Genomic DNA, 25,242 nt, shown 5'->3' on the forward strand with positions numbered 1-25,242 from the left:
CGACGCGACGATCCGATCAGTCGTCGGCCGGGACCGCTCGAGCGGACTGTTCGCCCATCGCGAGCACGTCGTCGAAGAAGCCGAGGGAGTCCTGCGGGCCGGGGTTGGCTTCGGGGTGGTACTGACGGGTGAGGATGTCGTACTCGACCCCGTCGAGGCCTTCCGGCGTGTCGTCGTTGACGTTGATCTGGGAAACCTCGAGGTGTTCGCCCGGTTCCGCGACGGTGTAGCCGTGGTTCTGGGTCGTCATGAGCACCTGCTTGGACTCGAGGTCGAGCACGGGCTGGTTGACGCCGCGGTGGCCGAAGTCCATCTTCTCGGTCGAGCCGCCGAGCGCGCGGGCGACGACCTGCTGGCCGAGACAGATGCCCGCGACGGGCGTGTCTTCGACGAACGCCTCGACGAGCGCGATCGCCTGCTCGAAGTTCGCGGGATCACCCGGCCCGTTCGAGATGAACAGGACGTCGGGGTCGATCGCCTCGACCTCGGCGACCGTCGCGTCGTGGGGCAGGACGTGGACCGTCGCGTCTCGCTCGAGCAGCGAGGAGACGATCGAGCCCTTCGCGCCGCAGTCGACGAGCGCGACCGTCTCGCCGTCGTTGTCCTCGCCGTGAACGGTGGCGTCGTCGACGCTTACCTGCTCGCCGATCTCCGTGTGTTCGCTCATGCCCTTGCAGGCCTCGAGTTCCTCGAGTGCGTCCTCGGGAGTGACGTCCTCGCCGACGGCGATACCGCACTTCATCGCGCCGCCGTCTCGGATGTCGGTGACGACCTCGCGCGTGTCGATGTGGTCGAGTGCGGGGACACCCTCGCTCTCGAGCCACTCGGCGACGTCCTCGGTGAGTTCCCGCGCGAGGACCGCACGCGGGTGGACGCGATCGGACTCGAAGCGTTCCTCTCGGACGCCGTAGTTACCGATCAGTGGGTACGAAAAGGTCAGCACCTGTTCCTCGTAGGAGGGATCGGTGAGACTCTCTTCGTATCCCGAGTACGCTGTCGTGAAAACCAATTCCCCACGAGCGGTTCCCGAAGCACGACCACGGCCCTCGATCACGTGGCCACCTTCCAGTGCTACGTAGGCTGCTGTCATTACGAACTACGTATTTGTGCCACCATCATAAGTGTTGTCTTCGAAGCTGAGTTACGAAATTCGTAATCGGTAAGTGTGAGTCGACCGAAGCTCTCGTCCATGGACGAGTTGGACCGGCGAATCCTGAACGTCCTCCGGTGGGACGCCCGGACGCCCTACACCGAGATAGCCGACGAGGTGGGTACCAGCGAGGGAACGGTTCGCAACCGCGTCGAGCGCATGATGGACGAGGAGATCATCGAGCGGTTTACGATCTCGACGCGGACCGGGAACGTAAAGGCGATGATAGAAGTCAGCGTCGCGGTCGACGTCGACACGGCGAACGTCTCCGATCGCATGGCCGAGTGGGAGGAAGTCGACTTCGTCTGGCAGGTGTCGGGCGAGCAGGACATCGTGCTCGTCGTCGACGCGGCGGACACGCGAGGGGTCAACGAACTCATCACGAACGCGCGCGAGCAAGACGAGGTCGTAAGCACGAAGACGCGGCTCATTCTCGACGAAGAACTCGGGTGATATCGCAGCGGCGGAGACGGCTCACACCAAGACGCCCCACACCGCGAGCTAGTCGGCGTCCCCGGTCGCCGCTCCGGCGATGCTCGAGTCGATTTCGCCCGCCGTCCCGGAGCGGTTTCGAAGCGAGAGCCCGACGAGTAGCCCCAGTCCGACGAGTCGAAGCGGGAACGTTATCGCGAAGATCGTCAGGAACGACGGTATTCCGGCCAGTCCCAACAGCGCCTCGACGACCAGCAAGAGCAGTTCGGGGACCATCAGGAGGATAGAGGCGAGCGAGTAGAGCCCGCGGGCGGTCGGACCGACCGGGGAGTACTGGTAGCCGATGATCGTGGCCCCGAGGGCGTAGACGCCGAGGAACATCCCGAGCACGGGGACCACGACGCTCGGGAGGAAAAAGCCGGGGTCGACCACGTCCGACCAGCCGATGACGCCCCACCCGGACGTCTGGTCGCGTAACAGGAGGATCCCCGGCGAGAAGACGAACGCGAACGGAACGAGGATCTTGTTAAGCGACAGCAAGAACGCGGTCGTCGCGGTCTTGAACTCGTCGGCTTTCGCCACGCCCGCGCCGGCGAACGCGGCGACCGCGACCGGCGGCGTCACGTCCGCCATCAGGCCGAAGTAGAGGATGTAGAGGTGGACCGCCAGGATCGCGATGCCCGTCCCGCGAGCGATCGGCGTCTCGAGCATCGCGACGAGGATGATGTACATGACCGTCGTCGGCATCCCCATGCCGAAGATGATCGCCGCGACGCCGGTGAGGACGAGCAATAGCAACATCGAATCCCCGCTGACGGAGCTGATGAGCGCGGCCAGGTTCGGCCCGAGCCCTGAGATGCTGATAACGCCGGGGATAACGCCCGCGGCGGCGACGGCGATGACGACGGTCGTCGCCGTTCGAGCCCCCGATTCCATCGATTTGAGCACGAACCCGCCAAAGCGGTACCACGCCTTGCTCGCGAGCGCCGGCCGATCGAGAACCTGCGTACTCCGCTGTATCGTCGTCTCGACCGAATCGTCGAGCTCGAGAAGTGGGGAATCAATACCGGGGCGGGCCAGCATGACGGCGACGCTGATGAGGATCGTAATCGTGCCCAGATCAGCCGCAGCGGCGGTGGCCGCACTTCCGAGCGAGAGCGCCCCGCCGGCAGACTGACCGGTAGCGACGGCGCCGAGCGCCTCGAGAACGCCGCCGCCGTAGACCGCGAACGCGCCGAATTGAACCAGCGAGAGTGCGGCGATTCCGCCGAACAGCGGGAGCCGAGTCCGCTCGTCGTACGCGGTCAGGGCCGCGATGAGCGCGACGACGGCGACGATGGTGTACCAGCCGGCCCGGTTGATCGACAGGCGGGCGACGATCAGGAAGTACAACAGGAGCGCAAGCGGGGCCAGGTAGAACCACCCGCTTCGGACGTGCGATCGCAGGTCCGGAAGCTGCTCTCGCGGGAGACCGCCGATTCCAGCCCGCATCGCTTCGAAGTGGACCATCACCCACATCCCGAAGAAGAAGGCGATGGCGGGCAGCGTCGCGGCGATGATTACGTCCGGGTACGGCGTCCCCGTGAACTCGACGATGAGGAATGCGGCCGCGCCCATCACCGGCGGGAGCATCTGTCCGCCCGAGGACGCAGCGGACTCGACCGCGCCCGAGAACGACGGCGTGTACCCCGACCGTTTCATCAACGGGATCGTGAACGCGCCGGTCGTCACCGTGTTCGCGATCGACGACCCGGAGAGCATCCCCATGAAGCCACTCGAGACGGTGCTGGCCTTCGCGGGCCCGCCCTTTCGAGTGCCGGTCAGCGAGTACGCCAGATCGATGAACCACTTGCCGGCGCCGCTCATCTCGAGGAACGCGCCGAACAGGATGAAGATGTAGATGAAGCGAACGCTGACGGTGACGGGCGTGGAGAACACCCCCGCCTCGACGGTGTACCACAGGTTGTAGACGATCTCGGTCCAGGTTTCGGGCTGGACCGACAGCGCGCCGACCACCGAATCTCGCGGGACGAAGTGGCCCCACTTGGCGTAGACGATGAAAAAGCCGACCAGCGACATCAGGATGAAGCCGAGGGTCCGACGCGTCGCCTCGAGCACCAACAACAGCCCGAGCACGCCGAGAAGGTACGCGTAGGACACCCCGTCGATCGGGATCCCAGCCGCGGCGACGACGGTGACGACGGGCTCGAGGATCGGATACACCTCCTGAACCGGCCGTGTCGGCCGGAACCGCTGGAACGCGATCGTCTGGATTTCTTCGAACTCCGTGAGAATGTAGAGGGCGGGCAACACCGAGAGCACGGCCAGACAGCAATCGACCGGGGTGATCCGGTTCATATCGGTGTCGACGACCGCCCAGCGAACGCCGTCGCCGAGCCGTTCGACGAGACGCGTCGCCGCGGCGTCAGCGCCGAATCTGTCACGCGTCGCCGGCTCGAGGCGCGCGAGACGTCGCGAGACGAACCCGTCCCCGCGCGTCGTCGGGAACAACAGAAACGCCAGCACGAGCGCGAACGTGACGTGGATCGCGTTGACTTGGAGTTGCTGGAGCGACGTGAGCTGGTACTCGCCGACGACCGGAAGCGTCACAGCGATCTCGTAACTTCGGGCGGCGAGCCACAGCTGAAACGCCGAGAAGGAAATCCCGACGAGGGCGACGAGGATCACCGCGATCCCCTGGAGGGTTCGACGGCGTTCGACTTCCTGTATGATCTCCGCCTGTTCTTCGTCCGAGAGCGATTCCGATTCGTCGGTGTCTGTACTCATAGTTGCTATCTACGCCGCGTTCAATTCGGCTATCGTGGGGCCATCCACCGCCGACGGCCGGTGAGCGGGCGTCTCGAGAGCTGGTTCATATAGCGATGCATGTGGGCGATCAATCGAAGCGAGTACTCCCGAAATTCGGTCGCCGATGGTGCGGTCCTCAACCGTGATACGAACGGGGCCGTCGGATCGCTCGACCAGATCGTACCGCTCACCGTCGACGACGAGTTCGTGTCCCGCGATCGATCCGGGGACGACGGGGAGCGTCTCGTAGGATCTGTTCGGACTGACGACGAACCCCTCGTCTGTCAGCTCGATATCCGCGTCGGAGGGCAACCCGGCCCCGTGAGAGCGAAACACCATCCGATCGGTTCGAAGTTCGGCGTCGTCGACGACGTACACGTCCTGAACCGCCGTCTTCTCGACGCTGTGGGTGTACGCGAGCGTGACGTTCTCGCCGTCTTCGACCGGCGTCTCGAGGATCATCTCGCCGGTGTCGGCGTCCGTGACGACGAGCGTCTTCGAGGGCGACGCGGAGACGACGAGCGCCGCCGTCGAGACGAGTATCGCGAGAACGACGAGCGCGACGAGGGTTCGACGAAGCGTGTGCATGATCGAGGCAGTTCGTTGTGTGTTCGTTCGCGCGTTTCGTCGGTCGCTACCGCAGTGAAGATCGCCGATCATCACTACGACGGTTTCAGGTGTGATCCGATGGAGCGGGCGCTCGAATCACTCGAAGTACCGCTGTGCGCCCGGATGGAGGTCGATCGGCATCGCGTCCTGTGCCGAATCGACGTCGATGAAGTCCGATTTCTGGCCGATGTCGCCCGTGTTGTCGAATATGGCGGTGGTGACTTCCTCGACGATGCCCGTGTCGACGCCCTCGTGGGTGGCGATCATCGCCTGGACCGAGACCGTGTGGACGTCCTCGTCGATCCCGTCGTAGGTGCCGGCGGGAACCACGTCGCTCGCGAACCACTCCGCCTCGGATTGAATCTCCTCGTTGAGGTCCGCGGAGAGTTCGATCAGCGAGATGTCGTCGGTCGTCGCGAGTTCCTCGACCGAGCCGACCGGCCAGCCGCCAACGACGAACGAGGCGTCGACGTCACCGTCTCGAAGCTGATCGGCCGCCGTCGCGAAGTTCGTGTTCTGCTCGTCGAAATCGCCACTCCCGATACCGGCGGTCTCGAGTATCTGGAGGGCGTTGACCTGAGTTCCGCTGCCCAGGTCGCCGGTGTTGACCGACGCACCCTCGAGGTCGCTGATGCTTTCGACGCCGGAGTCCGCCTGCGTGACGACGTGTATCGTTTCGGGGTACAACGTCGCGACGCCGCGAATGTTCGAGACCGCCTGCCCCTCGAATTCGTCGATGCCCGTCCCGGTCGCAGCGAAGTGTGCGATGTCGTTCTGGATCAGCGCGAAGTGGGCGTCTTCGCGGCTCAAACTCCCGACGTTTTCGACGCTCGCGCCAGTCGATTGGACCTGCAGTCCGTGCGGCGTGTGTTCTTCGACGATCGATTTGAAGTCACCCGAGAGCGGGTAGTACGTTCCGCTCGTACCGCCCGCGTGCCAGGAGAGGATCTGACCGTCCGCGTCCGGATTGGCTTCGCCGATGTCTCCGCCGCCGTCGCCGCCCTCTTGATTGTCTTCTTGCTCTTGGGCGTCTTCACCGATGCAACCGGCGAACGCCGCGATTCCAGTCGTGCCGCTGGCCGCGATGAACGCCCGACGTCTGATACGTGGACCCATGGAGCAGACGTACAACGGGAGACCGTGATGGTTATTTGCAACACCAATTTCTATAGCCGACAGATACGGACGCGTAATACGGTCATATGCGCCCACGAAATTGATCGATCGAAACCGTCTCGAGACCGCGAAGACAGGAATTTCAGGCGAATTGTCCGAATTCATCGAAGCGTACCGGAGGCGAAATCCGCCCGTACTCACGCCGGTCGGGCTTTGCCGACGAACGACGAGGGGACCGACTCGTCAGACTCGTAGAACCGGCTCCGAGCGGCGAGTCCCATCCGCACGCGTCGTTCTCCGTCGTCGATGCCGTGCGGATCGTCGACGTGGTGAGTCCTGGCGACCGTGAACGTCCGTTCACGCTCGGTATCGTTGTTCTGCAGGCGGATTCGGTCGCCGACCGATACGGGCAGATCTGTGAGGAAGGATTCTTCGATCGAACACGCCTCCGCGTCGTTGAGGATCTCCCACTCGAGCTGGGCCGGTCGCACTTCCAGCAGTGCCCACGGATCCGGATCGTACCCGCGAACGGCCGAATCGAATCTCGTCGGAACGTTGTCGCCGGGTTCGTAGAACCGCTCTCGAGCGTTCGCTCCGATTCTGACGGCCCGTGCCCCACCCTCGTCGTGAGTGCGGGCGACGTGGTACGGGCGGACCTGGTCGTTCACGTCGTTCCGTACGAGGAGGGTTCCGCCGACATCGACGGGGAGCCGCTCGAGAAAGCGGCCGTCGACCGAACACGCGACCGCGTCGTTGAGGATCTCCCAGTCGATCATGGCCGTCGACACCGACGCGTCCACCCACTGATCCATCGGGACGTCCGTCGGCGGGAGGTCCGTGTTGTACCGCTCGCCCCGTTCGGGGATGTCCTCGGCGAGCGCCGGATCGATCTCGAACAGCGACCCGTCCGCCGTGGCCTCGATCAAGCGCGTCACGATGGCGAACTCGTTTCGAATTCGCCGTCCGAGCGCCTCCTGACCCATGTGCCCGCGCGTCTCGAGTAGCATACAGGCGACGCCCGCGACGCCGTGGCTGTTTCGCGCGATGCCGAGTTGGTTTCCGCCCGGATAGCTGGTGACCGTCGCGTTACCGAAGCGGTCCGCCTCCTCGAACGCCGCCCGACAGAGTCGTTTCCCGAGCCGTCTCGTCTCGTCCGGGACGTCCTCGTGGGTCGGCCAGTACACCGAGTTCGAGACGATGTCGCCGTCGTCGGTCCTGTAGGTGAGTTGGTTGTGCATATCGACCATCCAGAGCGGGTCGAGCTCCTCGACGACGTCGACGATCGCCTGCGCCTCGGGAACCGGGTTCTCCGGGTACTCCTCGGGACGATTCTGATACAGTTCGCTTTCGGTCCAGTCGAACCAGTGGTACCGATTTATATCCCAGCCGATCCCCGCCTGCGAGTAGGCGGTGTAGAGTCCCTCGTCGGGATCGCGAAACGGCGCGTCCTCGTCGACGTTGAACCGTGTAAACACGTCGGGCTCGCCCCCGTCGGGGTTGGCCCGCACGACGGCGTGAACGGTCACTTCCTCGAGCGCCTGGAGCAGCGGACCGCCGTGGCCGTACTCCGCGGAGAGCCGTTTCAACAGTCTGAGGAGCGTTTCGGTTCCGGTCGGCTCGTGACCGTGTTGCTGGCTACAGAGCAGTACGTCGATGTCGCCTTTTCCGGCGCTGGCCATCGGAATCGAACGTCCCTGATTGGACGTGCCGATGGAACGAATCGAGATCGAGCCGAGCGTCCGTTCCTCGAGCCAACGAAGCTCGTCCATCAACTCCTCGTAGTCGTGAAACGCCTCGAGCGACTCCTCGTCGTCGGGCCACGACCGGCCGAACGTCATGTCCTCGGGCGACGCTTCACCGATCGTTGACGCGAGCGATCCGCCGACCGCTGCCGTACCGAGCCATGCGAGTGCAGTTCGTCGTCGCATGTATGAGAGGGACACCCATAGACGGGTTAAAACCCGTATCTTTTTCACATTATGATAAACTATATATCTAGAATATTATCTCCGGTGGCAGGAGATTTTTCTACCATCTCCGTGAGTTATACACGGTGAAAGCGCGACACCACCGATTCGAGAGGGGGGAGTGGGGCGGTGCCGGAGCGGAAGCGGTTTCATCGCCGAGCGGGAACGTCTAGTAACTGAACTCGATGAGTCGTCTGCTATCGATCCGTCGTGAAGCGAGCGAGCTCTGGGCGGGAGGCACCGGCAAATCGTTGATCGCCATCGCGCTCGGATGGGGACTGCTAAACGGAACTCGAATGATCTACCCGGTGTTGCTCCCGGATTTTAGCGACGAGTTCGGACTGACGCATACGACCGCCGGATTGCTCGTCACCGTCGTCTGGCTCTGCTATGCGATCGGCCAGTTGCCGGGTGGCGTTCTCGCCGACCGATTCGGAGAACGAACGATGCTGACCGCAAGCGTCTCGCTCGTCGTCGCGGGCGTCGGTCTCGTCCTCCTCGCGCCGACAGCACTCGCGCTCTTCGCCGCGACCGGCGCTGTCGGTCTCGGGCTCTCGCAGTACCCGATTGCGCGAATCACGATCCTCTCGAGGCTCTATCCGGATCGAATCGGGCGCGCACTCGGCGTGACTATGGCGTCGGGAGACATCGGACAGACGATTCTTCCTCCGATCGCGAGCGTCCTCGCGGTCGGCTTCGCTTGGCACCTCGGTCTCGGGTTCGTCCTCCCCGTCTTGTGTCTCACCGCGGGCGTCATTTGGGTGACGCTGCCCAACCGCCAGTTCGAGAGTCAGAACGACGAGGAGGCCTCGCACGAGTACGCCAGCTACGTCGATTACGTCCTGTACCTCCTGGGAGAACTGCTCCAGCGGAAGTTCCTCGTCGTCGGGGTGATCCTGTTCCTGTTCATCTTCGTCTTGCAAACGTTTTCGGCGTTCTATCCCACGTATCTGGTCGATCAGAAAGGGCTCTCGAAGACGGCCGCGGGCACGCTGTTCGGGCTGTTTTTCGCGGTCGGCGTCGTCGCCAAACCAGCCGCCGGCGTGGCGTACGATACGATCGGCCTCCGTAAGTCCCTGCCCATCGTCTTGGCCGGTTCGATCGCCGGACTCGCCCTTCTGCCAACGGTCGAGGGGTTCTGGACGCTGGCCGGCGTGACCGTTCTCGTCAGCACGATGCTCGGATCGGGCGCGATCACGCAGTCGTACCTCGCCGAAGCGATTCCGGCGGACATACAGGGGACTGGGCTGGGGCTCGTCCGCTCGAGCGCCGCGATGTTGGGCGCGACGGGACCCGTGCTCTTCGGTTTCGTCGCCGAGAACGGCTATTTCGACGAGGGGTACGTGCTCCTGGCGGGGATCGTCGGACTGAGCACGCTCCTGACGGTGTTGATGCCTCGAGCACAGGCGGGAGAGTGACAGTCCGGTGAACCCAAAAGTGACTAACGTTCACCGGTCGTTCGCACACGCATGCAGATCTCTATCATCGGAAGCGGCTACGTCGGGACGACGATCGCCGCCTGTCTCGCGGACGTCGGTCACGACGTAATCAACGTCGAAATCGACGAGGATATCGTCGAGTCGATCAACGCCGGCACCGCGCCGATCCACGAACCGGGGTTACAGGAGCGAATCGCGGAACACGCCGGCTCGCGACTCCGAGCGACGACCGACTACGACGCGGTCCGTGAAACCGACGTGACCTTCCTCTGTCTCCCGACGCCCCAGGCCGACGACGGCAGCCTCGATCTGGCCGTCATGGAGGCCGGCGCCGAATCGCTCGGCGAGGCGCTCGCCGAGAAATCCGACGACCACCTCGTCGTCGTCAAGAGCACGGTCCTCCCGGGTACCACCGAGGAGGTCGTCGCGCCCACCGTCGTCGACGCGGCCGATTCGGGCGCTGATGAGCGAATCTCCTTCGCGATGAACCCCGAATTCCTCCGTATGAGTACCGCCGTCACCGACTTCCTCGAGCCGGACAAGGTCGTGTTCGGAACTGCCAATGACGCCGCCACGGCGACGCTTCGGGAGGTCTACGCGCCGATCCTCGAGCGCGAGGAGACCGACCTGGTCGAGACGGATATCCGCGAGGCAGAGCTCATCAAGTACGCGAACAACGCCTTCCTCGCCTCGAAGATCTCGCTGGTCAACGAACTCGGAAACGTCGCGAAGGAGTACGGCGCGGACGCCTACGAGGTCCTCGAGGCGGTCGGTCTCGACGACCGGATCTCCAAGCGGTTCATGCGCTCGGGTCTGGGCTGGGGCGGCTCCTGTTTCCCCAAGGATGTCAACGCGCTTCGGGCGGGCGCGCGCGAACAGGGATACGAACCCGAACTGCTCGACGCCGTCGTCGCCGTCAACGACCGACAGCCGCGTCGACTCGTCGACGCGCTCGCAGAGCACGTCCCCCTCGAGGGTGCGCGGATCGCCGTCCTCGGGCTGTCGTTCAAACCGAACACGGACGACATCCGCAAGTCCAGGTCGCTCGACGTCATCGATCACCTCCGCGCCGCCGGTGCGGCCGTCGTCGCCTACGACCCGGTCGCGATGGACAACGTGCGAGAGCGGTATCCGGACCTCGAGTACGCCGACACCGCCGAATCGGCGCTCGAGGGAGCGGACGGCGCCGTCCTCGCGACGGACTGGGACGGGTTCGACGACCTCTCGTTCGACGGCATGGCTCGGCGGGTCGTCGTCGACGGTCGACGGATCGACATCGACGCGGACGAACTCGAGGTCTACGACGGCCTGACCTGGTAGTCGTGTCGCTCGAACGCGTTCCCCGACGCTGGCGGTTGGCGTCGACCCGCGATCGGTCTCGAGCGCCCCACGCGTTCGTACACCGCTCGGGAAGCGTTCAGCGGCCGACCAGTACGCTTTTGCGCTCCCGGCAGGGACGTGATGGCGATGGCAAACGATGGCGCTCGCGCGGATCCGGTCGCTCGCGGCGACGAGGTGGGAGCCATGAATGAACGAGACCGCGATATCTCGCCCGAGGAGGTCTGTATCCTCATCCCGACGCTCAACGAAGCCGCGACTGTCGGCGACGTGATCGACGGGTTTCGGGCACACGGCTACACGAACGTGCTCGTCGCCGACGGAGATTCGGACGACGCCACCCGCGAGATCGCGAGCGAACGAGGTGCTCGCGTCCACGTCCAGACCGGATCCGGGAAGGGACAGGCCCTGCGCGAAGCCGTCGCACACGTCGACGTACCGTACGTACTGATGCTCGACGGCGACGGCACGTACGACCCGGCAGACGCCGACCGGATGCTCGAGCCGCTGGCGGATGGGTACGATCACGTCATCGGGAACCGATTCGCCGACATGGACGACGACGCCATGAAGGCGCTGAACGGGTTCGGAAACCGGATGATAAACCGGGCGTTCGCGTTCATCCACGGCGCGGAGTACGAGGATATCCTCTCGGGCTACCGAGCGTTTACCGTCGATTCGTTCGAGCGTTTCTCGCTCGACTCGGACGGCTTTACGATCGAGACCGAACTTGCCGTCGAGTGTGTCAAACACAACGTCGAGACAGCGGTCGTTCCGGTCAGTTACAGCGCCCGCCCGGAGGATTCGGAGACGAACCTCCATCCCGTTCGCGATGGTGGCACGATCATCCTCGCACTGTATTCGCTCGCGAAGACGAGCAATCCGCTGTTTTACTTCGGAAGCCTGGGTGCTGGCGGGATCGTGTCCGGTGGGCTGCTCGCAGTGTACGTCCTCATAGAGTGGCTCTGGTACGGAATCGGCCACGAAATCCTCGCAATGGTTTCGGCCGCCGGCATCTTACTCGGCGTGCAGCTGCTCATGTTCGGCGTGCTCTCGGATATGATCGTCACGCTCCACCGCGAACAGCGAAATCACCTAGAGCAGATCACGCGCGAGGCGAACCGAGAAGACTGAAAGCGAGGCCCAGATATACCCCCTCAAAACGGGAGCAGTGATCGCATCTGCTGGACGACCCCGCCCGAGTGCTCCTGCCGGTAGGTCTCGAAGACCGGATGCAACGCGTTGAGCAGTTGCTGGCGCGACTCGAAGTGAGACTGTTCGACGTCCTCGAGAATGACACCGAGTGCGACCTCGTTCCCCTGGACGTCGTAGGGGATCTGTTCGTGGCCAAGTGCAGCCGCGACGCCGTCTTCCGTCGCCGGAAACGAGAGGTCGGATTGCCGCAGCCGCGCATCGACAGCAGCGATACCGAACTCCACGGATTCCGGGTCGTTATCGTCGTTGTTCGATGGTGGCCGGACTCCCATACACCCCTCTTGGCAGGCGGGGATAAAAATGGGTGTGGATACTGTCGTCCCATTAGCACCAGCGAGACGGCCCGTCTCGAGTTCGGCCGACGACCAACTACGGGATTTTCGCGGTGTCGCCGCACCGCGGCGACACGTCTTTGGGGCTTCCGGCGAAGGGTTCAGACATGACCGAGTACACCACCGTCTCGATCCCGAAGGAACTGGCAGACCGCGTCGACGAAACGATCGAGGGCACCAGCTTCCAGAGCACCAGCGACCTCGTTCGGTTCCTGCTGCGAAGTATCGTCATCCAGCACCAGCAGGCCGACCAACTCACCGAGGCCGAATTCGAGGAGATCACCGAGCAGCTCAAAGGGCTCGGCTACCTCGAGTGAGAACCGCCAAAACGGCTCAGTCGAGAACCGACTCACTCGAGAGCGATTCGGCTGGCGGCTCTGCATCGATGATCTCGAGTGGCAGGCGCTCGCCGCGGCGAGTGAACGCGCCGAACGAATCGTCGGCGTCGGTCCAGGGCGGCACCGCCACGAAGATGATCTGTGCGAGGTCGTCCCGTCTTGTCACCGCGAGTTCGCGAACCGGATGCGAGTTGAACCGCCCCTGCGACTGTCGGGCCGGCGTCGAGAGGTCGACGCCGAAGACGGCGTTGACGGAATCGCCGACGTGCGGTAACACGAAGTCGGTGAACACGGGCGTCTCGGGCGGTAATCCCTCACCGCCGCGAAGCTCGCCGGCTGGCGTGACCGACACGCCGGTCGACACGCCGTTCGGATCAGCGTCGCGGGCGAGATCCAGCAGGATGTCGACCAGTCCGCGCGTGATGTAGACCACGCGGGCAGCTACGGGCGGCGGCTAATTAGCTGTATCCCCGGCCGAATCGGATATCGTTCGAAAATTCGACTCATATCGGGAGCTGTTCTCCGACTATCCGACCGTACAGCCACGGCATTCGTCGTCGCGAGCCCGCGAGCGCGTCCGCGAGCGCTTCGCCTGCGTCCTCGAGTACGCCCGATCCGTGTCCGACGAGTACCCGATCCGGTTCGAACCCACCGAGTTGCTCGCGCGGGGGAATCGCCCGAAGCGCCGGGTGGACGCCGAGGCGTTCGCCGCGGGCCAGAAAGTACGACGAACCGCCGACCGACTCCGGGACGATCAGCGTCCCGTCCGCGGGATCGTACAGCGCGACTTCTTGCCAGAACCGACTCTTTCGCACCACGTGGGCCTCGAGGCCGGTATCCGCGAGTTCGGCACCGAACCGAACGATCGGCGCGTCGAGATCCTCGGCGACACCGTCGAACCAGTCGGGGAGGTAGACCTCGACGTCGTGTCGGTTCGCCACTGCTGTCGCGTCGCGTTTGTGGCGATCGAGCAGCGTGACTACGCCGGCGACTGTGCCGAACTCCGCGAGCAACTCGTCGACTCCGTCGGCGTCGACGGGATCGATGACCCAGACCTCGCCGTCGATCTCGAGGGCGTGGCTCGCGCGGCGCATTCGCTCGTCGGGGTGGGCGATCCACCCGATGCCGCCGTCGAACCGGTCGATGACCTCGAAGTCGGCCGCTCGTTCGTCGACACGGGATGTCATACCGTCCCGTACGGCCGGCGTGCAGTTAAATGAACGAGATGCGGAACCCTCCCGGAGAGCGGCGACGCCACTATGCGACTGGCGCGCGTAGGAACGCCCATGTTGACCGGCCTCGCCTGGCTCGGACTCGAGGCGAAATCGCTCGCTCGCGCGCGGGAGTTCTATGAGGGGACCCTCTCGATGACCCTCCGGCGCGAGCGCGAAGACGAACTCGCGTTCGAAGCCGGCGAAAGCGACCTCCTGATTCGTCGGCCCACGACGACTCCGCGCGGCGGGCTTCACACCCACTACGCGCTGTCCATTCCCGCCAACGCCTACGACGACTGGTGGGATCGACTCGCTGACGACCACGACCTCGAGGAGGCCGAATTCGGGTCGTCGAAGTCCCTGTACCTCGACGATCCGGACGGCAACTGCGTCGAACTCGGCCAATCGGCCGTCGACGGTCCGGGCGTCGACGGCATCTTCGAAGTCGTCCTCGAGGTCGAATCGCTCGAGCGCGCGGAGTCGCTGTACGCCGAGTTGGGGTTCGAGACCGTCGATCGCGGCGACCGGCGACCGCGGGTCCGAATGGACGGCCCGGTCGCCCTCGAACTGTGGGAACCGCACCTCGGCATCGCGGACGCCCGCGGCGGCGTCCACGTCGATCTCGGATTCTACGCCACGGATCCGACCGCCGCGGCGACGGCGATTGCCGACCGCGTCGATCCTCTCCAGCGGTCAGGTGACAGCCTCGAGTCGGCCAATGACACTCTCGAGTCACTCGACGGCGGAAACCCGGAGACGACTGTCGTTCGTGACCCAGATGGGCACCACCTCACGTTCGTCTCGAGTGCGGACGCGTGAGATTCGTTCGAAGGGACGTGGTAGCTTCGAAGGTCTGGATCGCACTAAGTGAACGCGGTAACTCGAAGAAACTGAAGGATGTGAGAACACTCTCGAGAAGAGTCGATCTAGACGGTCGGGCCGGCGTTCGGTCCGAGGTCGTCCTCTAGCCGCTCGAAGGTCTGTGCGATATCCGAGATCTGTGACGACTGCGTTTGCACCTCGTCGGCAATCTCTCGGGTCTCGTCGACGATCCGTTCGGCGCTCTCGACCGTGCGCTCGGCCATGCTCGCGACTTCCTCCGTGCTCGCCGCCTGCTGGTCGGTCGCGTCCGCGACCTGGGCGATTCCCTCCGAAACTTCGTCGACGGTTTCGTGAATCTCCTCGAGGACATCGATGGCCGTCTCGACCGACTCGATACCCTCTTCGATGCGTTCGTTGTTCGAACCGAGGTTCTCGACGGCCGTCCCCGTGTTCGCCTGGACGTCATCGATCATTCCCTCGATTTCGGTGGCGCGGCGCTGTGAGTCCTCAGCCAGCGACTTCACCTCCGAGGCGACGACGCCGAATCGGTCGCCGCTTGCGTCTGCACCCGCGGCCTCGATCGAAGCGTTGATCGCCAGGATATTCGTCTGGTCGGCGATGTCGTTGATGACTTCGACCACCTTGTCGATCTCCTCGACGCTTCGCCGGATCGCCGTGACGTCTTCTGTTACCACGTCCGCGGCAGCTCGAATGTCTTCCATGGCCTTCGAGAGCTCAGCCGCGGACTCCTGGCCGGTCTCGGCGAGGTCCTGGGCCTTCTCGCTCGCGGCTGCGACCTCCTCGGAGGAGGAGGCGATTTCCTCGACCGACGCCGAGAGGTTCGACGCCTCGCTTGCGACCTCCATGTTCGCATCGTACTGTGCCGTCGCCTCGTCGTGAATCTCCTCGAGTCGATCGCCGATTTCGGCCGTACTCCGGTTCAATCGACCGATCGCGGATTCGATCTCCGTCGCGGCTTCGTGTTCGATGTTCGAATCGATGTCCGTTTCATCGACCGCGTCGATGTCGGTATCTAAATCTTCGGTAAGATCACCTGCGTCGGGGGTATCGTCGTGTGTGTCGAACGACATTCAACTACGTAGAGCGTTCGACGTAATAAGTACGTTCTGGCGGATTACCAAAATAACCCTTCAGATAGTGATTGGATTACATATTTCGGGTCTGGGACACGAATGGTATCCGGTGATCGGGACCCCTCTCATCGGAGAAAAAGACGCTGGCGGTGCTCACTCGAGCCGGCTCGTGTCGACGTCGATTCCGGGCGGGGTCACGATCAAGAATCCGCGGAAGTGAACCAGATTTCCGCCCGACTCCTTGACGTTTCGCGCGAACCCCGAGGCGAGTTCGTTGATGTTGCCCTCGCCGCGGAGTACGAGCACGTTACCGTTCGAAATCGCTTCGACCCAGGTCTCGGGGTCGGTCGTGCCGTCGAGTACGCCCAGGACGATGCTTCCCTCGAGGTCGAACTCCTCGTCCATGTGGTCCTCGACCGCCATCAGGTCGAGATCGAAATCGCTCATGTGGTCTGGGTCGAAGCGCGACGAGAAAAACGTTCCCCCGCCGAAAGTCTCTCGGCGAGCGAACGGTACGCTCCGTAAAGCTGTGGCGGGTGCCGAAATCGGCGACGGCGATCGCTCACAATCGAAACGACGCGTCGGTTATGGAAACGCCACGTCGATGGTGAAAACGGCGAGTCCACTACCGAACCGGTCTCAGTCCATCGGGAACTCCTTCTCGAACCCGCGGAACTCCGATCGGTGGGCTTCCTCGTCGGACAGAATCGTCACGGCGACGTCTTCTGTCACCGGGTCGTTGGCAGACTGGGCCGCCTCGAGCAGCGACCGATACGTCTCGATGGCGTCGTCTTCGGCCTCGAGTACGCCGTCGATGACCGACTGGACGTTCGTCGTGTCCGCCGGCGGCTGGAGCGACGACTGCTGGGCCTCGAACTGCTCGGAGCCGGGCGGCGACTGATCGAGTTGCTTGAGCCGCTGGCCGAGCAGTCGTGCGTGCTCGAGTTCCTCGTCGACGTCCTCCTCGAGGCTGGCTTTGACCTCCTCGGCGTGGACGCCGTCGAGCACGATGGCGTTGGTCAGGTAGTTCATCACCGTCTCGAGTTCGTCGAGGTACGCGTCCGTGAGCAGGGCTGTGACTTCGTCGGATGACATTGCGGAGGGGGCTACCACGAGCGACACTAAAATGCTGACACGCTCGCGGACCCACGAACCAGTCGCGCGTACCCACCGGCCGTGAGGCGACGAGCGGAAACGGCCCCACGTGATACGAATCATCCACAACCGCTCGGCGAGCCGGATTCGGCAGTGGGGCTCCTCGAAACAAACGAGGCGGTGGTCGGCCCTCGAGTCGTTCCCCAGGTTCTCGCACTCGAGGGAAACTCGAGTGATCCTGCGAATCGCAGCGCGTCGAGCGGTGCGGAACTCACCGGAACGGACGCGATCGATAACATAGGCAGAATAGATAGTGTAATAATCTCTCAAGAGATAGGTTCGAAACTGTATCCGGGAGAAAGCGTACTATCGTTCGATTTCTCCCCGTCGAGACGGGCGTTATTGGCCGAACGTTAATTCCGGGACCGCGCGCGAGCGGCGGCGTGATCGATTCGGCGTTCACTCGCCGTAATTTACCCCGTTCTCGAGGATGGGACGCCAGAGTCAGCACAGAAGTTCGGTATGATCTAAGGACGTAGTGATGCATATTAGGTCGTTGATGTCCCGCGATTTTTGACGAATTTCGGAATTGATCGTTTGGGGCAGACGGCGGAGAAGGAGTGACAGCGGTAGTTTTATATACGTCGTCGCACGTCGAATTGGATACAATGTCTTCACCAGACAACGGCTCTGATACCAGTCAGGGCGGTCGAGTTCTTCCAGGGCACGTTAGATTCCACTGAAGAAATCGAAACTGCTCGAGTCTTCGATACGACGCTCCGGGATGGCGAACAGTCCCCTGGAACGTCGTTCTCTTACGACGACAAGCGCCAGATCGCCTCGATCTTGGACGAGATGGGCACCCACGTAATCGAAGCTGGGTTCCCCGTCAACTCCGACGCGGAGTTCGAGGCAGTCCGGGATATTGCTTCGGCAACCAACACGACGACCTGCGGGTTAGCCCGCGTCGTCGATGCGGATATCGAAGCGGCGTTAGATTCCGGCGTCGAGATGGTTCACGTCTTCGTGAGCACGAGCGACGTCCAGATCGAAGATTCGATGCACGCCACACGAGACCAGGTCGTACAGAACGCAGTCGAGTCGGTCGAGCGCGTCGTCGACGCGGGAGCAACCTGTATGTTCTCCCCGATGGACGCGACGAGAACCGACGAGGCGTTCCTGATAGACGTGATCGAAGCGGTCACCGAGGCGGGAACCGACTGGATCAACATCCCCGACACCTGCGGCGTCGCCACGCCCGGCCGATTCCAGGCGATGATCGAGAAGGTATGTGCACACACCGACGCGCGCGTCGACGTCCACACCCACGACGACTTCGGGTTGGCGACCGCGAACGCGATCGCCGGCATCGAAGCCGGCGCCGATCAGGCCCAGGTATCGGTCAACTCCATCGGCGAGCGGGCGGGCAACGCCGCCTACGAGGAGTTCGTCATGTCCGTCGAATCCCTCTACCAGGTCGATACCGGTATCGACACTACGCGGATCACGGAGCTCTCCGACATCGTCGAGGACAAAAGCGGCATGGAGACGCCGGGCAACAAGCCCGTCGTCGGCGACAACGCCTTCTCTCACGAGAGCGGCATCCACGCCGCGGGCGTGATCGAAAACTCCGACACGTTCGAACCGGGCGTCATGACCCCCGAGATGGTCGGAGCCGAACGCAAACTGGTCATGGGCAAACACACCGGCACGCACTCCGTCCGCGAGCGCCTGCACGAACGCGGGTTCGATCCCACCGACGAGCAGGTTCGCGCGGTCACCCGACGGGTCAAAGACTACGGCGCCGAAAAGCGCCGCGTCACCGTCAGCGACTTAGAGCGCTTCGCCGAGGAGGCCGACGTCGAGCGCACACAGGAAAGAGAGGAGGTGCGCGCCTAGGGATGTTCTCCCCGTTTGCAAGCGTTCTCGAGCACCGGCTACGCCACCAGACCGACTCGAGTGAAACGCACAAGAGTTATGATAGTCGAAGGTGCAATACTCGAGGTAATGAGATCACGCCCACAGCGGTCGGCCGACGCGGCCGAGACCGGCGTGTTCGCTCCGTTCGCTATTGTAGGGGCCGTCTAGCCCCTCACACACCTCCTTCTCGTTCCGGCCTCGCATCGATCACCAGCCACCAGTCAGCCAGCAGATACCACAGCACATGACAACTGATCGCCACCAAACGGCGGGAGGATTCCAATGAGCGAACGCGCGACCTCGGTCACGTCACCGACCGACACGGACGAACCAGGGGAACAGCACGCGGACGAATCGACGGCGTCGGACGCGTCGACGCCAACGGCGGACGGAGAAACCGAGAAAGCGCCCGTCACGACGGGCGCGCAGTCGGTCATCCGGGCCCTCGAGAACGCGGGCGTCGAGTACGCATTCGGCGTGCAAGGCGGCGCGATCATGCCCGTCTACGACGCGCTGTACGATTCGGACATCTACCACGTGACGATGGCCCACGAACAGGGGGCCGCCCACGCGGCCGACGCCTACGGCATCGTCTCGGGCGAACCGGGCATCTGCCTGGCGACCTCGGGGCCGGGGGCGACGAACCTCGTCACGGGGATCGCGGACGCCGACATGGATTCGGATCCGATGCTCGCGCTAACCGGACAGGTCGCGCGAGATTTCGTCGGCAACGACGCGTTTCAGGAGACCGATACGACCGGCGTCACGACGCCGGTGACCAAGGACAACACGTTCGCGAGCGATCCGGACACGGTCGGCTCGGACGTGAGCGAAGCGTTCGCGCTCGCACGCGAGGGCCGACCGGGACCGACACTGGTCGACCTCCCGAAGGACGTCTCGAACGCGGACACCGACTGCGAGCCCGACGAACCGACGGTTCCGGACACCTACGAGGTTCAGGAGCGCGCCGATCCCGAAATCGTCGAACAGGCCGCGCGACGGATCGAGAACTCGAGCAAACCCGCCCTGCTACTCGGCGGCGGCGTCATCAAGGGCGAGGCCAGCGAGGCCTGCCGCGAGTTCGCGATCGAACACGAGATCCCGGTCATCACGACGATGCCCGGCATCGGTTCGTTCCCGGAGGATCACGAACTGTCGATGGAGATGGCCGGCATGCACGGCACCGGCTACGCCAACATGGCGATCACCCACTGTGACACCTTAATCGGCATCGGAACGCGCTTCGACGACCGCCTGACCGGCGGCATCGAGACGTTCGCGCCCGACGCCGAACTGATCCACGTCGACATCGATCCGGCGGAGATCTCGAAGAACATCCATGCAGACTATCCGCTGATCGGCGACGCCGAGACGGTCGTCACGCAACTGGCCGAGGAGATGGAGTCCTCGCCACAGGCGACGAAGTGGCGGGCCCAGTGTCAGCAGTGGAAGTCCGACTACTCGATGGCCTACGACGCTCCCGAAGACAGGCCGATCCAGCCGGAGTTCGTCGTCGAAGCCCTAGACGAGGCGACCAGCGATCGAGCGGTCGTGACCACCGGCGTCGGCCAACACCAGATGTGGGCCTGCCAGTACTGGACGTTCACCGAGCCGCGCACGTGGGTCTCGAGTCACGGGCTGGGCGCGATGGGCTACGGCCTGCCCTCGGCGATCGGCGCGCGCATCGCCGCCGACGACGACCAGGAGGTCGTCTGCATCGACGGCGACGGCTCGTTCCTGATGACGCTGCAGGGCCTCTCTGTCGCGGTTCGGGAGAACCTCGACATCACCGTCGTCGTGCTCAACAACGAGTACATCGGCATGGTTCGACAGTGGCAGGACGCCTTCTTCGAGGGTCGTCACTCCGCTTCCGAGTACAATTGGATGCCCGAGTTCGACAAACTCGCCGAGGCCTTCGGCGCGAGAGGGTTCCGGATCGACGAGTACGACGAGGTCCCAGACACCATCGAGGAGGCGCTTTCCTACGACGGGCCGTCCGTTATCGACGCGCATATCGATCCGCAGGCGAACGTCTACCCGATGGTGCCAAGCGGCGGCGACAACGGCCAGTTCGCGCTGGCGGAGGACCAGCTATGACCGGCGGACTCGACGGCCCGGCCCCCGAGGAACGCCCGACGCCGACGGGACGGCGGACCGCACAGGGGATCCGCGTCGATCCCGAAGTGGAGGCCGAACACGAACCGCGCCGAACCGTGATCTCGGCGCTCGTCGAGCACGAACCCGGCGTGCTCTCGGACGTCTCGGGGCTGTTCTCGAGACGGCAGTTCAACATCGAGAGCCTGACCGTCGGCCCCACCGACGACGAGGACCGAGCGCGGATCACCCTCGTCGTTGAGGAACCCGACCCCGGCATCGAACAGATCAAGAAACAACTCCGGAAGCTCGTTCCGGTCGTCTCGGTTCGCGAACTCGAGCCGGACGCGATGCGGCGCGAACTCGCGCTCGTGAAGGTCAACGCGATGCGTCCCGATCAGGTCGCCGCAGTCGCGGAGATGTACGGCGCCACGACCGTCGACGCCTCGCCCGAGACGGCGACCGTCGAGATCACCGGTAGCGATCAGAAGATCGACGCGGCGATCGAGGCGTTCAGCCAGTTCGGGATCCGCGAGATCTCCCGAACCGGAACGACGGCGTTGGCGCGGGGGACGACCGATACCGCTCGCGAGACGCCGCCGGAGGAATCGGCACAGCAAACGAACCCGCAACAACCACACGCAGACGATGACTGACGAATTCACCACCGAAATCCACTACGAAGAAGACGTAGATGAATCGCACCTCGCAAATTCCACCGTCGCCGTACTCGGCTACGGCAGCCAGGGTCACGCCCACGCGCTGAACCTCCACGAGAGCGGCGTCGACGTGATCGTCGGCCTTCGCGAGAACTCCTCCTCGAGAGAGCCGGCACGCGCGGAAGGACTCGAGGTCGCGACCGCCGCCGAGGCGGCGAAGCAGGCCGACATCGTGTCCGTGCTGGTCCCCGATACGGTCCAGCCGGCCGTCTACGAGGAGATCGAACCGCACCTCGAAGAGGGCGACACGCTCCAGTTCGCTCACGGCTTTAACATCCACTACAACCAGATCCGGCCGCCCGAACACGTCGACGTGACGATGATCGCGCCCAAATCGCCGGGCCACCTGGTGCGGCGCAACTACGAGCGCGGCGAGGGAACCCCCGGACTGCTCGCGGTCTATCAGGACACGACCGGCGACGCGAAGGAACGCGCGCTCGCGTACGCGAAGGGGATCGGTTGCGCTCGAGCGGGCGTCGTCGAAACGACGTTCCGCGAAGAGACCGAAACCGACCTCTTCGGCGAGCAGGCCGTCCTCTGTGGCGGGATCGCCGAGCTGATCAAGGTCGGCTACGAGACGCTCGTCGACGCCGGCTACAGCGAGGAGATGGCCTACTTCGAGTGCATGAACGAGATGAAACTCATCGTCGACCTGATGTACGAGGGCGGCCTCGGCGCGATGTGGGACTCGGTTTCGGACACCGCCGAGTACGGCGGGCTCACCCGCGGCGACGAGATCATCGACGACAACGTTCGCGCCAACATGGACGAAGTGCTCGAGCAGGTCCAAAACGGCGAGTTCGCGACCGAGTGGGTCGCGGAGAATCAGGCCAACCGGCCGGTATACACGCAGCTGAACCAGGCCGAGAAGGACCACGAGATCGAGGAGGTCGGCGAGCGGCTTCGCGCCCTCTTCGCGTGGGAAGGCGAGGGAGAAGACGAGGACGAGAAAACGCGCGTTCAGGCGGACTGATCGACGAACGAACACAGCTCGAGAACGAACGAATACAGATGACACGAGAGACAGAACCGACGGCACCCGATACCGGTACGTCGGCGGAGTCGGCGTCGGGTTCAGGGGAGAGTATGGCTGAAATCAGCCACACCAACCCCTACACCGACGAATCGACTGGACAGCTGTTCAGTCGCGGCCCCGTCGTCGCTGCCGATGGCGGCGAGGCAGACGCCGTCGAATCGACAGACGACCGACCGGAGCGAGCGGCGACGGACGAGCGGACGATGCGAACCGTCAGTCACACGCCACCGACCGAAGCGACGGAGACGAACCGAACGAATCGGGTCTTCGAACGGGGGCGCGTACGAACCGACGGGATCGAGGACGACAGATGAGCGAGGGAACACTCTACGACAAGGTGTGGGATCGGCACAAAGTTACGACGCTTCCGACCGGGCAGGATCAACTGTTCGTCGGACTGCATCTCATTCACGAGGTCACCAGTCCGCAGGCGTTCGGCATGCTCGAGGAACGCGACCTCGAGGTCGCCTACCCCGAACTGACTCACGCGACGGTCGATCACATCGTTCCGACAGCCGATCAGTCTCGGCCCTACGCCGAGGACTCGGCCGAGGAGATGATGTCCGAACTCGAGCAGAACGTCCGCGAGGCGGGCATCGAGTTTTCGGACCCGACGACGGGCGATCAGGGGATCGTCCACGTCATCGGGCCGGAGCAGGGACTCACCCAGCCCGGCAAGACCATCGTCTGCGGGGACTCCCATACGAGCACCCACGGCGCGTTCGGCGCGCTGGCGTTCGGTATCGGGACCTCGCAGATCCGCGACGTCCTCGCGACGGGGACCATCGCGATGGAGAAACAGAAGGTTCGAAAGATCGAGATCACCGGCGAGCTCGACGACGGCGTGGAGGCCAAAGATGTCATCCTCGAGATCATCAGCCGGCTGGGCACCGAAGGCGGCGTCGGCTACGTCTACGAGTACGCCGGCGAAGCCATCGAGAGTCTCGGCATGGAAGGTCGGATGTCGATCTGTAACATGTCCATCGAGGGCGGCGCTCGAGCGGGCTACGTAAACCCCGACGAGACCACCTACGAGTGGCTCGAGGAGACCGACTACTTCCAGGAGAATCCCGAGAAGTTCGAAGAGCTGAAACCCTACTGGGACTCGATCGCGAGCGACGACGACGCCGAGTACGACGACGTCGTCACCATCGACGGCTCGGAGCTCGAGCCGGTCGTCACCTGGGGGACGACCCCCGGCCAGGGAATCGGCGTTACCGATCCGATCCCGGCACCGGAGGACCTCCCCGCAGACAAGGAAGACACCGCGCGACGCGCCCAGGAACACATGCGAGTCGAACCCGGCGAGACGATGGAAGGCTACGACATCGACGTCGCCTTCCTCGGCTCGTGTACCAACGCCCGACTGCCCGACCTCCGACGCGGTGCCGAGATCGTCGAGGGTCGACAGGTCGACGACGACGTTCGCGCGCTCGTCGTCCCCGGCAGTCAGCGCGTCCAGGAAACGGCGGAGAAAGAGGGCCTCAAGGACATCTACGAGGAAGCCGGCTTCGAGTGGCGAAACGCCGGCTGTTCGATGTGTCTGGGCATGAACGAAGACCAACTCGAGGGTGACGAGGCCTGTGCCTCCTCTTCGAACCGGAACTTCGTCGGCCGGCAGGGAAGCAAGGACGGGCGCACCGTCCTCATGAACCCGCGGATGGTCGCCGCGGCGGCGATCACCGGCGAGGTCACTGACGTGCGCGAATTGAAGGAGGTGTCGACCGCATGAGCGACGATGTCGAAATTCCGGAGGTCAAGTACGCCTCCGGATCCGGCGTCCCGATTCAGGGCAACGACATCGACACCGACCAGATCATCCCCGCGCGGTTCATGAAGGTCGTCACCTTCGACGGACTGGGCGAGTTCGCGTTCTTCGACCTGCGCTTCGACGAGGACGACAACCAGAAAGATCACCCGTTCAACGAGCAGCGCTACCAGGACTCGTCGGTGATGGTCGTAAACAGCAACTTCGGCTGTGGCTCCTCGAGAGAGCACGCGCCCCAGGCGCTGATGCGCTGGGGGATCGACGCGATCATCGGCGAGAGCTTCGCCGAGATTTTCGCGGGCAACTGTCTGGCGCTCGGCATTCCGACCGTCACCGCGGACACCGAGACGATCCAGGAGCTGCAGGCCTGGGTCGACGATAACCCCGACGGAGAGATCGAAGTCGACGTCGAAGCGGAGACGGTAACCTACGGTGACGAGACGATCGACGTCACCGTCGACGACGCCCAGCGGAAGGCGCTGGTCGACGGCATCTGGGACACGACGGCGCTGATGAAGTCGAACGCCGGTGAAGTCCAGAAGAAGGCGGAGGAACTGCCCTACGTCGACGATTCGGCCATCTCGTCGTAGAGCCGGCGTTTCGAGTTCATCGCTGATTTTTCGGCCGCTCGGTTCCGTCTCGAGCGGCGCCCGCGTCCAGCAGCGACGTGCTCTGGATACCGTCGTCTCGATTCCGCAGCCATCGCGGTATCGACACGCTCATTTCGGTCCTCTCG

General features: G+C 63.9%; 24 protein-coding genes. 13 read left to right on the forward strand and 11 right to left on the reverse strand.

Going from position 1 to position 25,242, the window contains the following annotated elements:
- Positions 1–16: 16 nt before the first annotated feature.
- A complete protein-coding gene (carA, locus tag BM348_RS11700; RefSeq protein WP_092904989.1) occupies positions 17–1,090 on the reverse strand; it encodes a glutamine-hydrolyzing carbamoyl-phosphate synthase small subunit in 1,074 nt (357 codons plus the stop codon).
- A gap of 99 nt (positions 1,091–1,189) precedes the next feature.
- Here carA and BM348_RS11705 point away from each other — a divergent pair, with 99 nt between their 5' ends.
- Positions 1,190–1,603: an Lrp/AsnC family transcriptional regulator gene (locus BM348_RS11705; RefSeq protein ID WP_092904990.1), complete on the forward strand. Its 414-nt coding sequence runs from the start codon at positions 1,190–1,192 to the stop codon at positions 1,601–1,603.
- A 48-nt stretch (positions 1,604–1,651) separates the two neighbouring features.
- Here BM348_RS11705 and BM348_RS11710 read toward each other — a convergent pair whose 3' ends face one another.
- From BM348_RS11710 to BM348_RS11725, 4 genes are all read right to left on the reverse strand, one after another.
- Positions 1,652–4,369, reverse strand: coding sequence for a TRAP transporter permease (locus BM348_RS11710; protein WP_092904991.1), 2,718 nt, complete (start codon positions 4,367–4,369; stop codon positions 1,652–1,654).
- A gap of 9 nt (positions 4,370–4,378) precedes the next feature.
- Entirely contained in the window at positions 4,379–5,050 is a 672-nt protein-coding gene (locus BM348_RS11715; RefSeq protein ID WP_394328094.1) for a DUF1850 domain-containing protein, read from the reverse strand.
- Positions 5,051–5,095: 45 nt separating this feature from the next.
- Positions 5,096–6,115 carry a TAXI family TRAP transporter solute-binding subunit gene (locus BM348_RS11720; protein ID WP_092904992.1) on the reverse strand — a complete coding sequence of 340 codons (1,020 nt, stop codon included), beginning with the start codon at positions 6,113–6,115 and terminating at the stop codon, positions 5,096–5,098.
- 197 nt (positions 6,116–6,312) lie between these two features.
- Positions 6,313–8,043 carry a M14 family zinc carboxypeptidase gene (locus BM348_RS11725; protein ID WP_092904993.1) on the reverse strand — a complete coding sequence of 577 codons (1,731 nt, stop codon included), beginning with the start codon at positions 8,041–8,043 and terminating at the stop codon, positions 6,313–6,315.
- A 224-nt stretch (positions 8,044–8,267) separates the two neighbouring features.
- Here BM348_RS11725 and BM348_RS11730 point away from each other — a divergent pair, with 224 nt between their 5' ends.
- The 3 genes from BM348_RS11730 to aglJ all read left to right on the forward strand — a co-directional run bounded on the left by BM348_RS11730 (position 8,268) and on the right by aglJ (position 11,993).
- Positions 8,268–9,500, forward strand: coding sequence for an MFS transporter (locus BM348_RS11730; RefSeq protein WP_092904994.1), 1,233 nt, complete (start codon positions 8,268–8,270; stop codon positions 9,498–9,500).
- Between the two features lie 51 nt (positions 9,501–9,551).
- On the forward strand, positions 9,552–10,841 hold the full coding sequence (aglM, locus tag BM348_RS11735) for a UDP-glucose 6-dehydrogenase AglM (protein ID WP_092904995.1): 1,290 nt from the start codon (positions 9,552–9,554) through the stop codon (positions 10,839–10,841).
- Positions 10,842–10,988: 147 nt separating this feature from the next.
- Complete coding sequence (aglJ, locus tag BM348_RS11740) at positions 10,989–11,993, forward strand: S-layer glycoprotein N-glycosyltransferase AglJ (protein WP_092905562.1); 1,005 nt, start codon at positions 10,989–10,991, stop codon at positions 11,991–11,993.
- A 23-nt stretch (positions 11,994–12,016) separates the two neighbouring features.
- Here aglJ and BM348_RS11745 read toward each other — a convergent pair whose 3' ends face one another.
- Positions 12,017–12,346 carry a DUF5789 family protein gene (locus BM348_RS11745; RefSeq protein ID WP_092904996.1) on the reverse strand — a complete coding sequence of 110 codons (330 nt, stop codon included), beginning with the start codon at positions 12,344–12,346 and terminating at the stop codon, positions 12,017–12,019.
- Between the two features lie 167 nt (positions 12,347–12,513).
- Here BM348_RS11745 and BM348_RS11750 point away from each other — a divergent pair, with 167 nt between their 5' ends.
- Positions 12,514–12,723, forward strand: a complete 210-nt coding sequence (locus BM348_RS11750; protein WP_092904997.1) for a ribbon-helix-helix domain-containing protein — start codon at positions 12,514–12,516, stop codon at positions 12,721–12,723.
- A gap of 16 nt (positions 12,724–12,739) precedes the next feature.
- Here the strand turns inward: BM348_RS11750 and BM348_RS11755 are convergent, their stop codons facing one another.
- Entirely contained in the window at positions 12,740–13,177 is a 438-nt protein-coding gene (locus BM348_RS11755; RefSeq protein WP_092904998.1) for a hypothetical protein, read from the reverse strand.
- Between the two features lie 70 nt (positions 13,178–13,247).
- Positions 13,248–13,931 (reverse strand): hypothetical protein, encoded by a 684-nt coding sequence (locus tag BM348_RS11760; protein WP_092904999.1) that lies wholly within the window; start codon positions 13,929–13,931, stop codon positions 13,248–13,250.
- Positions 13,932–14,030: 99 nt separating this feature from the next.
- On the opposite strand from BM348_RS11760, the gene BM348_RS11765 reads away from it, so the two are divergent.
- On the forward strand, positions 14,031–14,777 hold the full coding sequence (locus BM348_RS11765) for a VOC family protein (RefSeq protein ID WP_092905000.1): 747 nt from the start codon (positions 14,031–14,033) through the stop codon (positions 14,775–14,777).
- Positions 14,778–14,884: 107 nt separating this feature from the next.
- On the opposite strand, the gene BM348_RS11770 is transcribed toward BM348_RS11765, so the two are convergent.
- From BM348_RS11770 to BM348_RS11780, 3 genes are all read right to left on the reverse strand, one after another.
- Positions 14,885–15,871: a methyl-accepting chemotaxis protein gene (locus tag BM348_RS11770; protein WP_092905001.1), complete on the reverse strand. Its 987-nt coding sequence runs from the start codon at positions 15,869–15,871 to the stop codon at positions 14,885–14,887.
- A gap of 156 nt (positions 15,872–16,027) precedes the next feature.
- On the reverse strand, positions 16,028–16,321 hold the full coding sequence (locus tag BM348_RS11775; RefSeq protein ID WP_092905002.1) for a DUF5779 family protein: 294 nt from the start codon (positions 16,319–16,321) through the stop codon (positions 16,028–16,030).
- Positions 16,322–16,513: 192 nt separating this feature from the next.
- Positions 16,514–16,969 (reverse strand): ferritin-like domain-containing protein, encoded by a 456-nt coding sequence (locus BM348_RS11780; RefSeq protein WP_092905003.1) that lies wholly within the window; start codon positions 16,967–16,969, stop codon positions 16,514–16,516.
- 663 nt (positions 16,970–17,632) lie between these two features.
- Between BM348_RS11780 and BM348_RS11785 the strand changes: the two genes are divergently transcribed.
- The 7 genes from BM348_RS11785 (at position 17,633) to leuD (ending at position 25,096) form a co-directional block, all read left to right on the forward strand.
- Positions 17,633–18,868, forward strand: a complete 1,236-nt coding sequence (locus BM348_RS11785; protein ID WP_175507192.1) for a homocitrate synthase/isopropylmalate synthase family protein — start codon at positions 17,633–17,635, stop codon at positions 18,866–18,868.
- A 303-nt stretch (positions 18,869–19,171) separates the two neighbouring features.
- Positions 19,172–20,986 (forward strand): biosynthetic-type acetolactate synthase large subunit, encoded by a 1,815-nt coding sequence (ilvB, locus tag BM348_RS11790; protein WP_092905005.1) that lies wholly within the window; start codon positions 19,172–19,174, stop codon positions 20,984–20,986.
- Positions 20,983–21,639, forward strand: coding sequence for an acetolactate synthase small subunit (gene ilvN, locus BM348_RS11795; protein WP_092905006.1), 657 nt, complete (start codon positions 20,983–20,985; stop codon positions 21,637–21,639). The genes ilvB and ilvN overlap by 4 nt, the downstream gene beginning before the upstream one ends.
- Positions 21,632–22,675 carry a ketol-acid reductoisomerase gene (gene ilvC / locus BM348_RS11800; RefSeq protein WP_092905007.1) on the forward strand — a complete coding sequence of 348 codons (1,044 nt, stop codon included), beginning with the start codon at positions 21,632–21,634 and terminating at the stop codon, positions 22,673–22,675. The genes ilvN and ilvC overlap by 8 nt, the downstream gene beginning before the upstream one ends.
- 38 nt (positions 22,676–22,713) lie before the next feature.
- Positions 22,714–23,052 carry a hypothetical protein gene (locus tag BM348_RS11805; RefSeq protein ID WP_092905008.1) on the forward strand — a complete coding sequence of 113 codons (339 nt, stop codon included), beginning with the start codon at positions 22,714–22,716 and terminating at the stop codon, positions 23,050–23,052.
- Entirely contained in the window at positions 23,049–24,470 is a 1,422-nt protein-coding gene (gene leuC, locus BM348_RS11810; RefSeq protein WP_092905009.1) for a 3-isopropylmalate dehydratase large subunit, read from the forward strand. Before BM348_RS11805 ends, leuC begins: the two co-directional genes overlap by 4 nt.
- Positions 24,467–25,096: a 3-isopropylmalate dehydratase small subunit gene (gene leuD, locus BM348_RS11815; protein ID WP_092905010.1), complete on the forward strand. Its 630-nt coding sequence runs from the start codon at positions 24,467–24,469 to the stop codon at positions 25,094–25,096. Before leuC ends, leuD begins: the two co-directional genes overlap by 4 nt.
- Positions 25,097–25,242: the final 146 nt, after the last annotated feature.

The sequence above is a fragment of the Halostagnicola kamekurae genome (genome assembly GCF_900116205.1).
GTDB classification, from domain to species: Archaea; Halobacteriota; Halobacteria; order Halobacteriales; family Natrialbaceae; genus Halostagnicola; species Halostagnicola kamekurae.

Bases quoted from the DNA above. Each gene is read 5' to 3' on its own strand.
- carA (WP_092904989.1), bottom strand. From the start codon at position 1,090: ATGACAGCAGCCTACGTAGCACTGGAAGGTGGCCACGTGATCGAGGGC.
- BM348_RS11705 (WP_092904990.1), top strand. From the start codon at position 1,190: ATGGACGAGTTGGACCGGCGAATCCTGAACGTCCTCCGGTGGGACGCC.
- BM348_RS11710 (WP_092904991.1), bottom strand. From the start codon at position 4,369: ATGAGTACAGACACCGACGAATCGGAATCGCTCTCGGACGAAGAACAG.
- BM348_RS11715 (WP_394328094.1), bottom strand. From the start codon at position 5,050: ATGATCGGCGATCTTCACTGCGGTAGCGACCGACGAAACGCGCGAACG.
- BM348_RS11720 (WP_092904992.1), bottom strand. From the start codon at position 6,115: ATGGGTCCACGTATCAGACGTCGGGCGTTCATCGCGGCCAGCGGCACG.
- BM348_RS11725 (WP_092904993.1), bottom strand. From the start codon at position 8,043: ATGCGACGACGAACTGCACTCGCATGGCTCGGTACGGCAGCGGTCGGC.
- BM348_RS11730 (WP_092904994.1), top strand. From the start codon at position 8,268: ATGAGTCGTCTGCTATCGATCCGTCGTGAAGCGAGCGAGCTCTGGGCG.
- aglM (WP_092904995.1), top strand. From the start codon at position 9,552: ATGCAGATCTCTATCATCGGAAGCGGCTACGTCGGGACGACGATCGCC.
- aglJ (WP_092905562.1), top strand. From the start codon at position 10,989: ATGGCAAACGATGGCGCTCGCGCGGATCCGGTCGCTCGCGGCGACGAG.
- BM348_RS11745 (WP_092904996.1), bottom strand. From the start codon at position 12,346: ATGGGAGTCCGGCCACCATCGAACAACGACGATAACGACCCGGAATCC.
- BM348_RS11750 (WP_092904997.1), top strand. From the start codon at position 12,514: ATGACCGAGTACACCACCGTCTCGATCCCGAAGGAACTGGCAGACCGC.
- BM348_RS11760 (WP_092904999.1), bottom strand. From the start codon at position 13,931: ATGACATCCCGTGTCGACGAACGAGCGGCCGACTTCGAGGTCATCGAC.
- BM348_RS11765 (WP_092905000.1), top strand. From the start codon at position 14,031: ATGTTGACCGGCCTCGCCTGGCTCGGACTCGAGGCGAAATCGCTCGCT.
- BM348_RS11770 (WP_092905001.1), bottom strand. From the start codon at position 15,871: ATGTCGTTCGACACACACGACGATACCCCCGACGCAGGTGATCTTACC.
- BM348_RS11775 (WP_092905002.1), bottom strand. From the start codon at position 16,321: ATGAGCGATTTCGATCTCGACCTGATGGCGGTCGAGGACCACATGGAC.
- BM348_RS11780 (WP_092905003.1), bottom strand. From the start codon at position 16,969: ATGTCATCCGACGAAGTCACAGCCCTGCTCACGGACGCGTACCTCGAC.
- ilvB (WP_092905005.1), top strand. From the start codon at position 19,172: ATGAGCGAACGCGCGACCTCGGTCACGTCACCGACCGACACGGACGAA.
- ilvN (WP_092905006.1), top strand. From the start codon at position 20,983: ATGACCGGCGGACTCGACGGCCCGGCCCCCGAGGAACGCCCGACGCCG.
- ilvC (WP_092905007.1), top strand. From the start codon at position 21,632: ATGACTGACGAATTCACCACCGAAATCCACTACGAAGAAGACGTAGAT.
- BM348_RS11805 (WP_092905008.1), top strand. From the start codon at position 22,714: ATGACACGAGAGACAGAACCGACGGCACCCGATACCGGTACGTCGGCG.
- leuC (WP_092905009.1), top strand. From the start codon at position 23,049: ATGAGCGAGGGAACACTCTACGACAAGGTGTGGGATCGGCACAAAGTT.
- leuD (WP_092905010.1), top strand. From the start codon at position 24,467: ATGAGCGACGATGTCGAAATTCCGGAGGTCAAGTACGCCTCCGGATCC.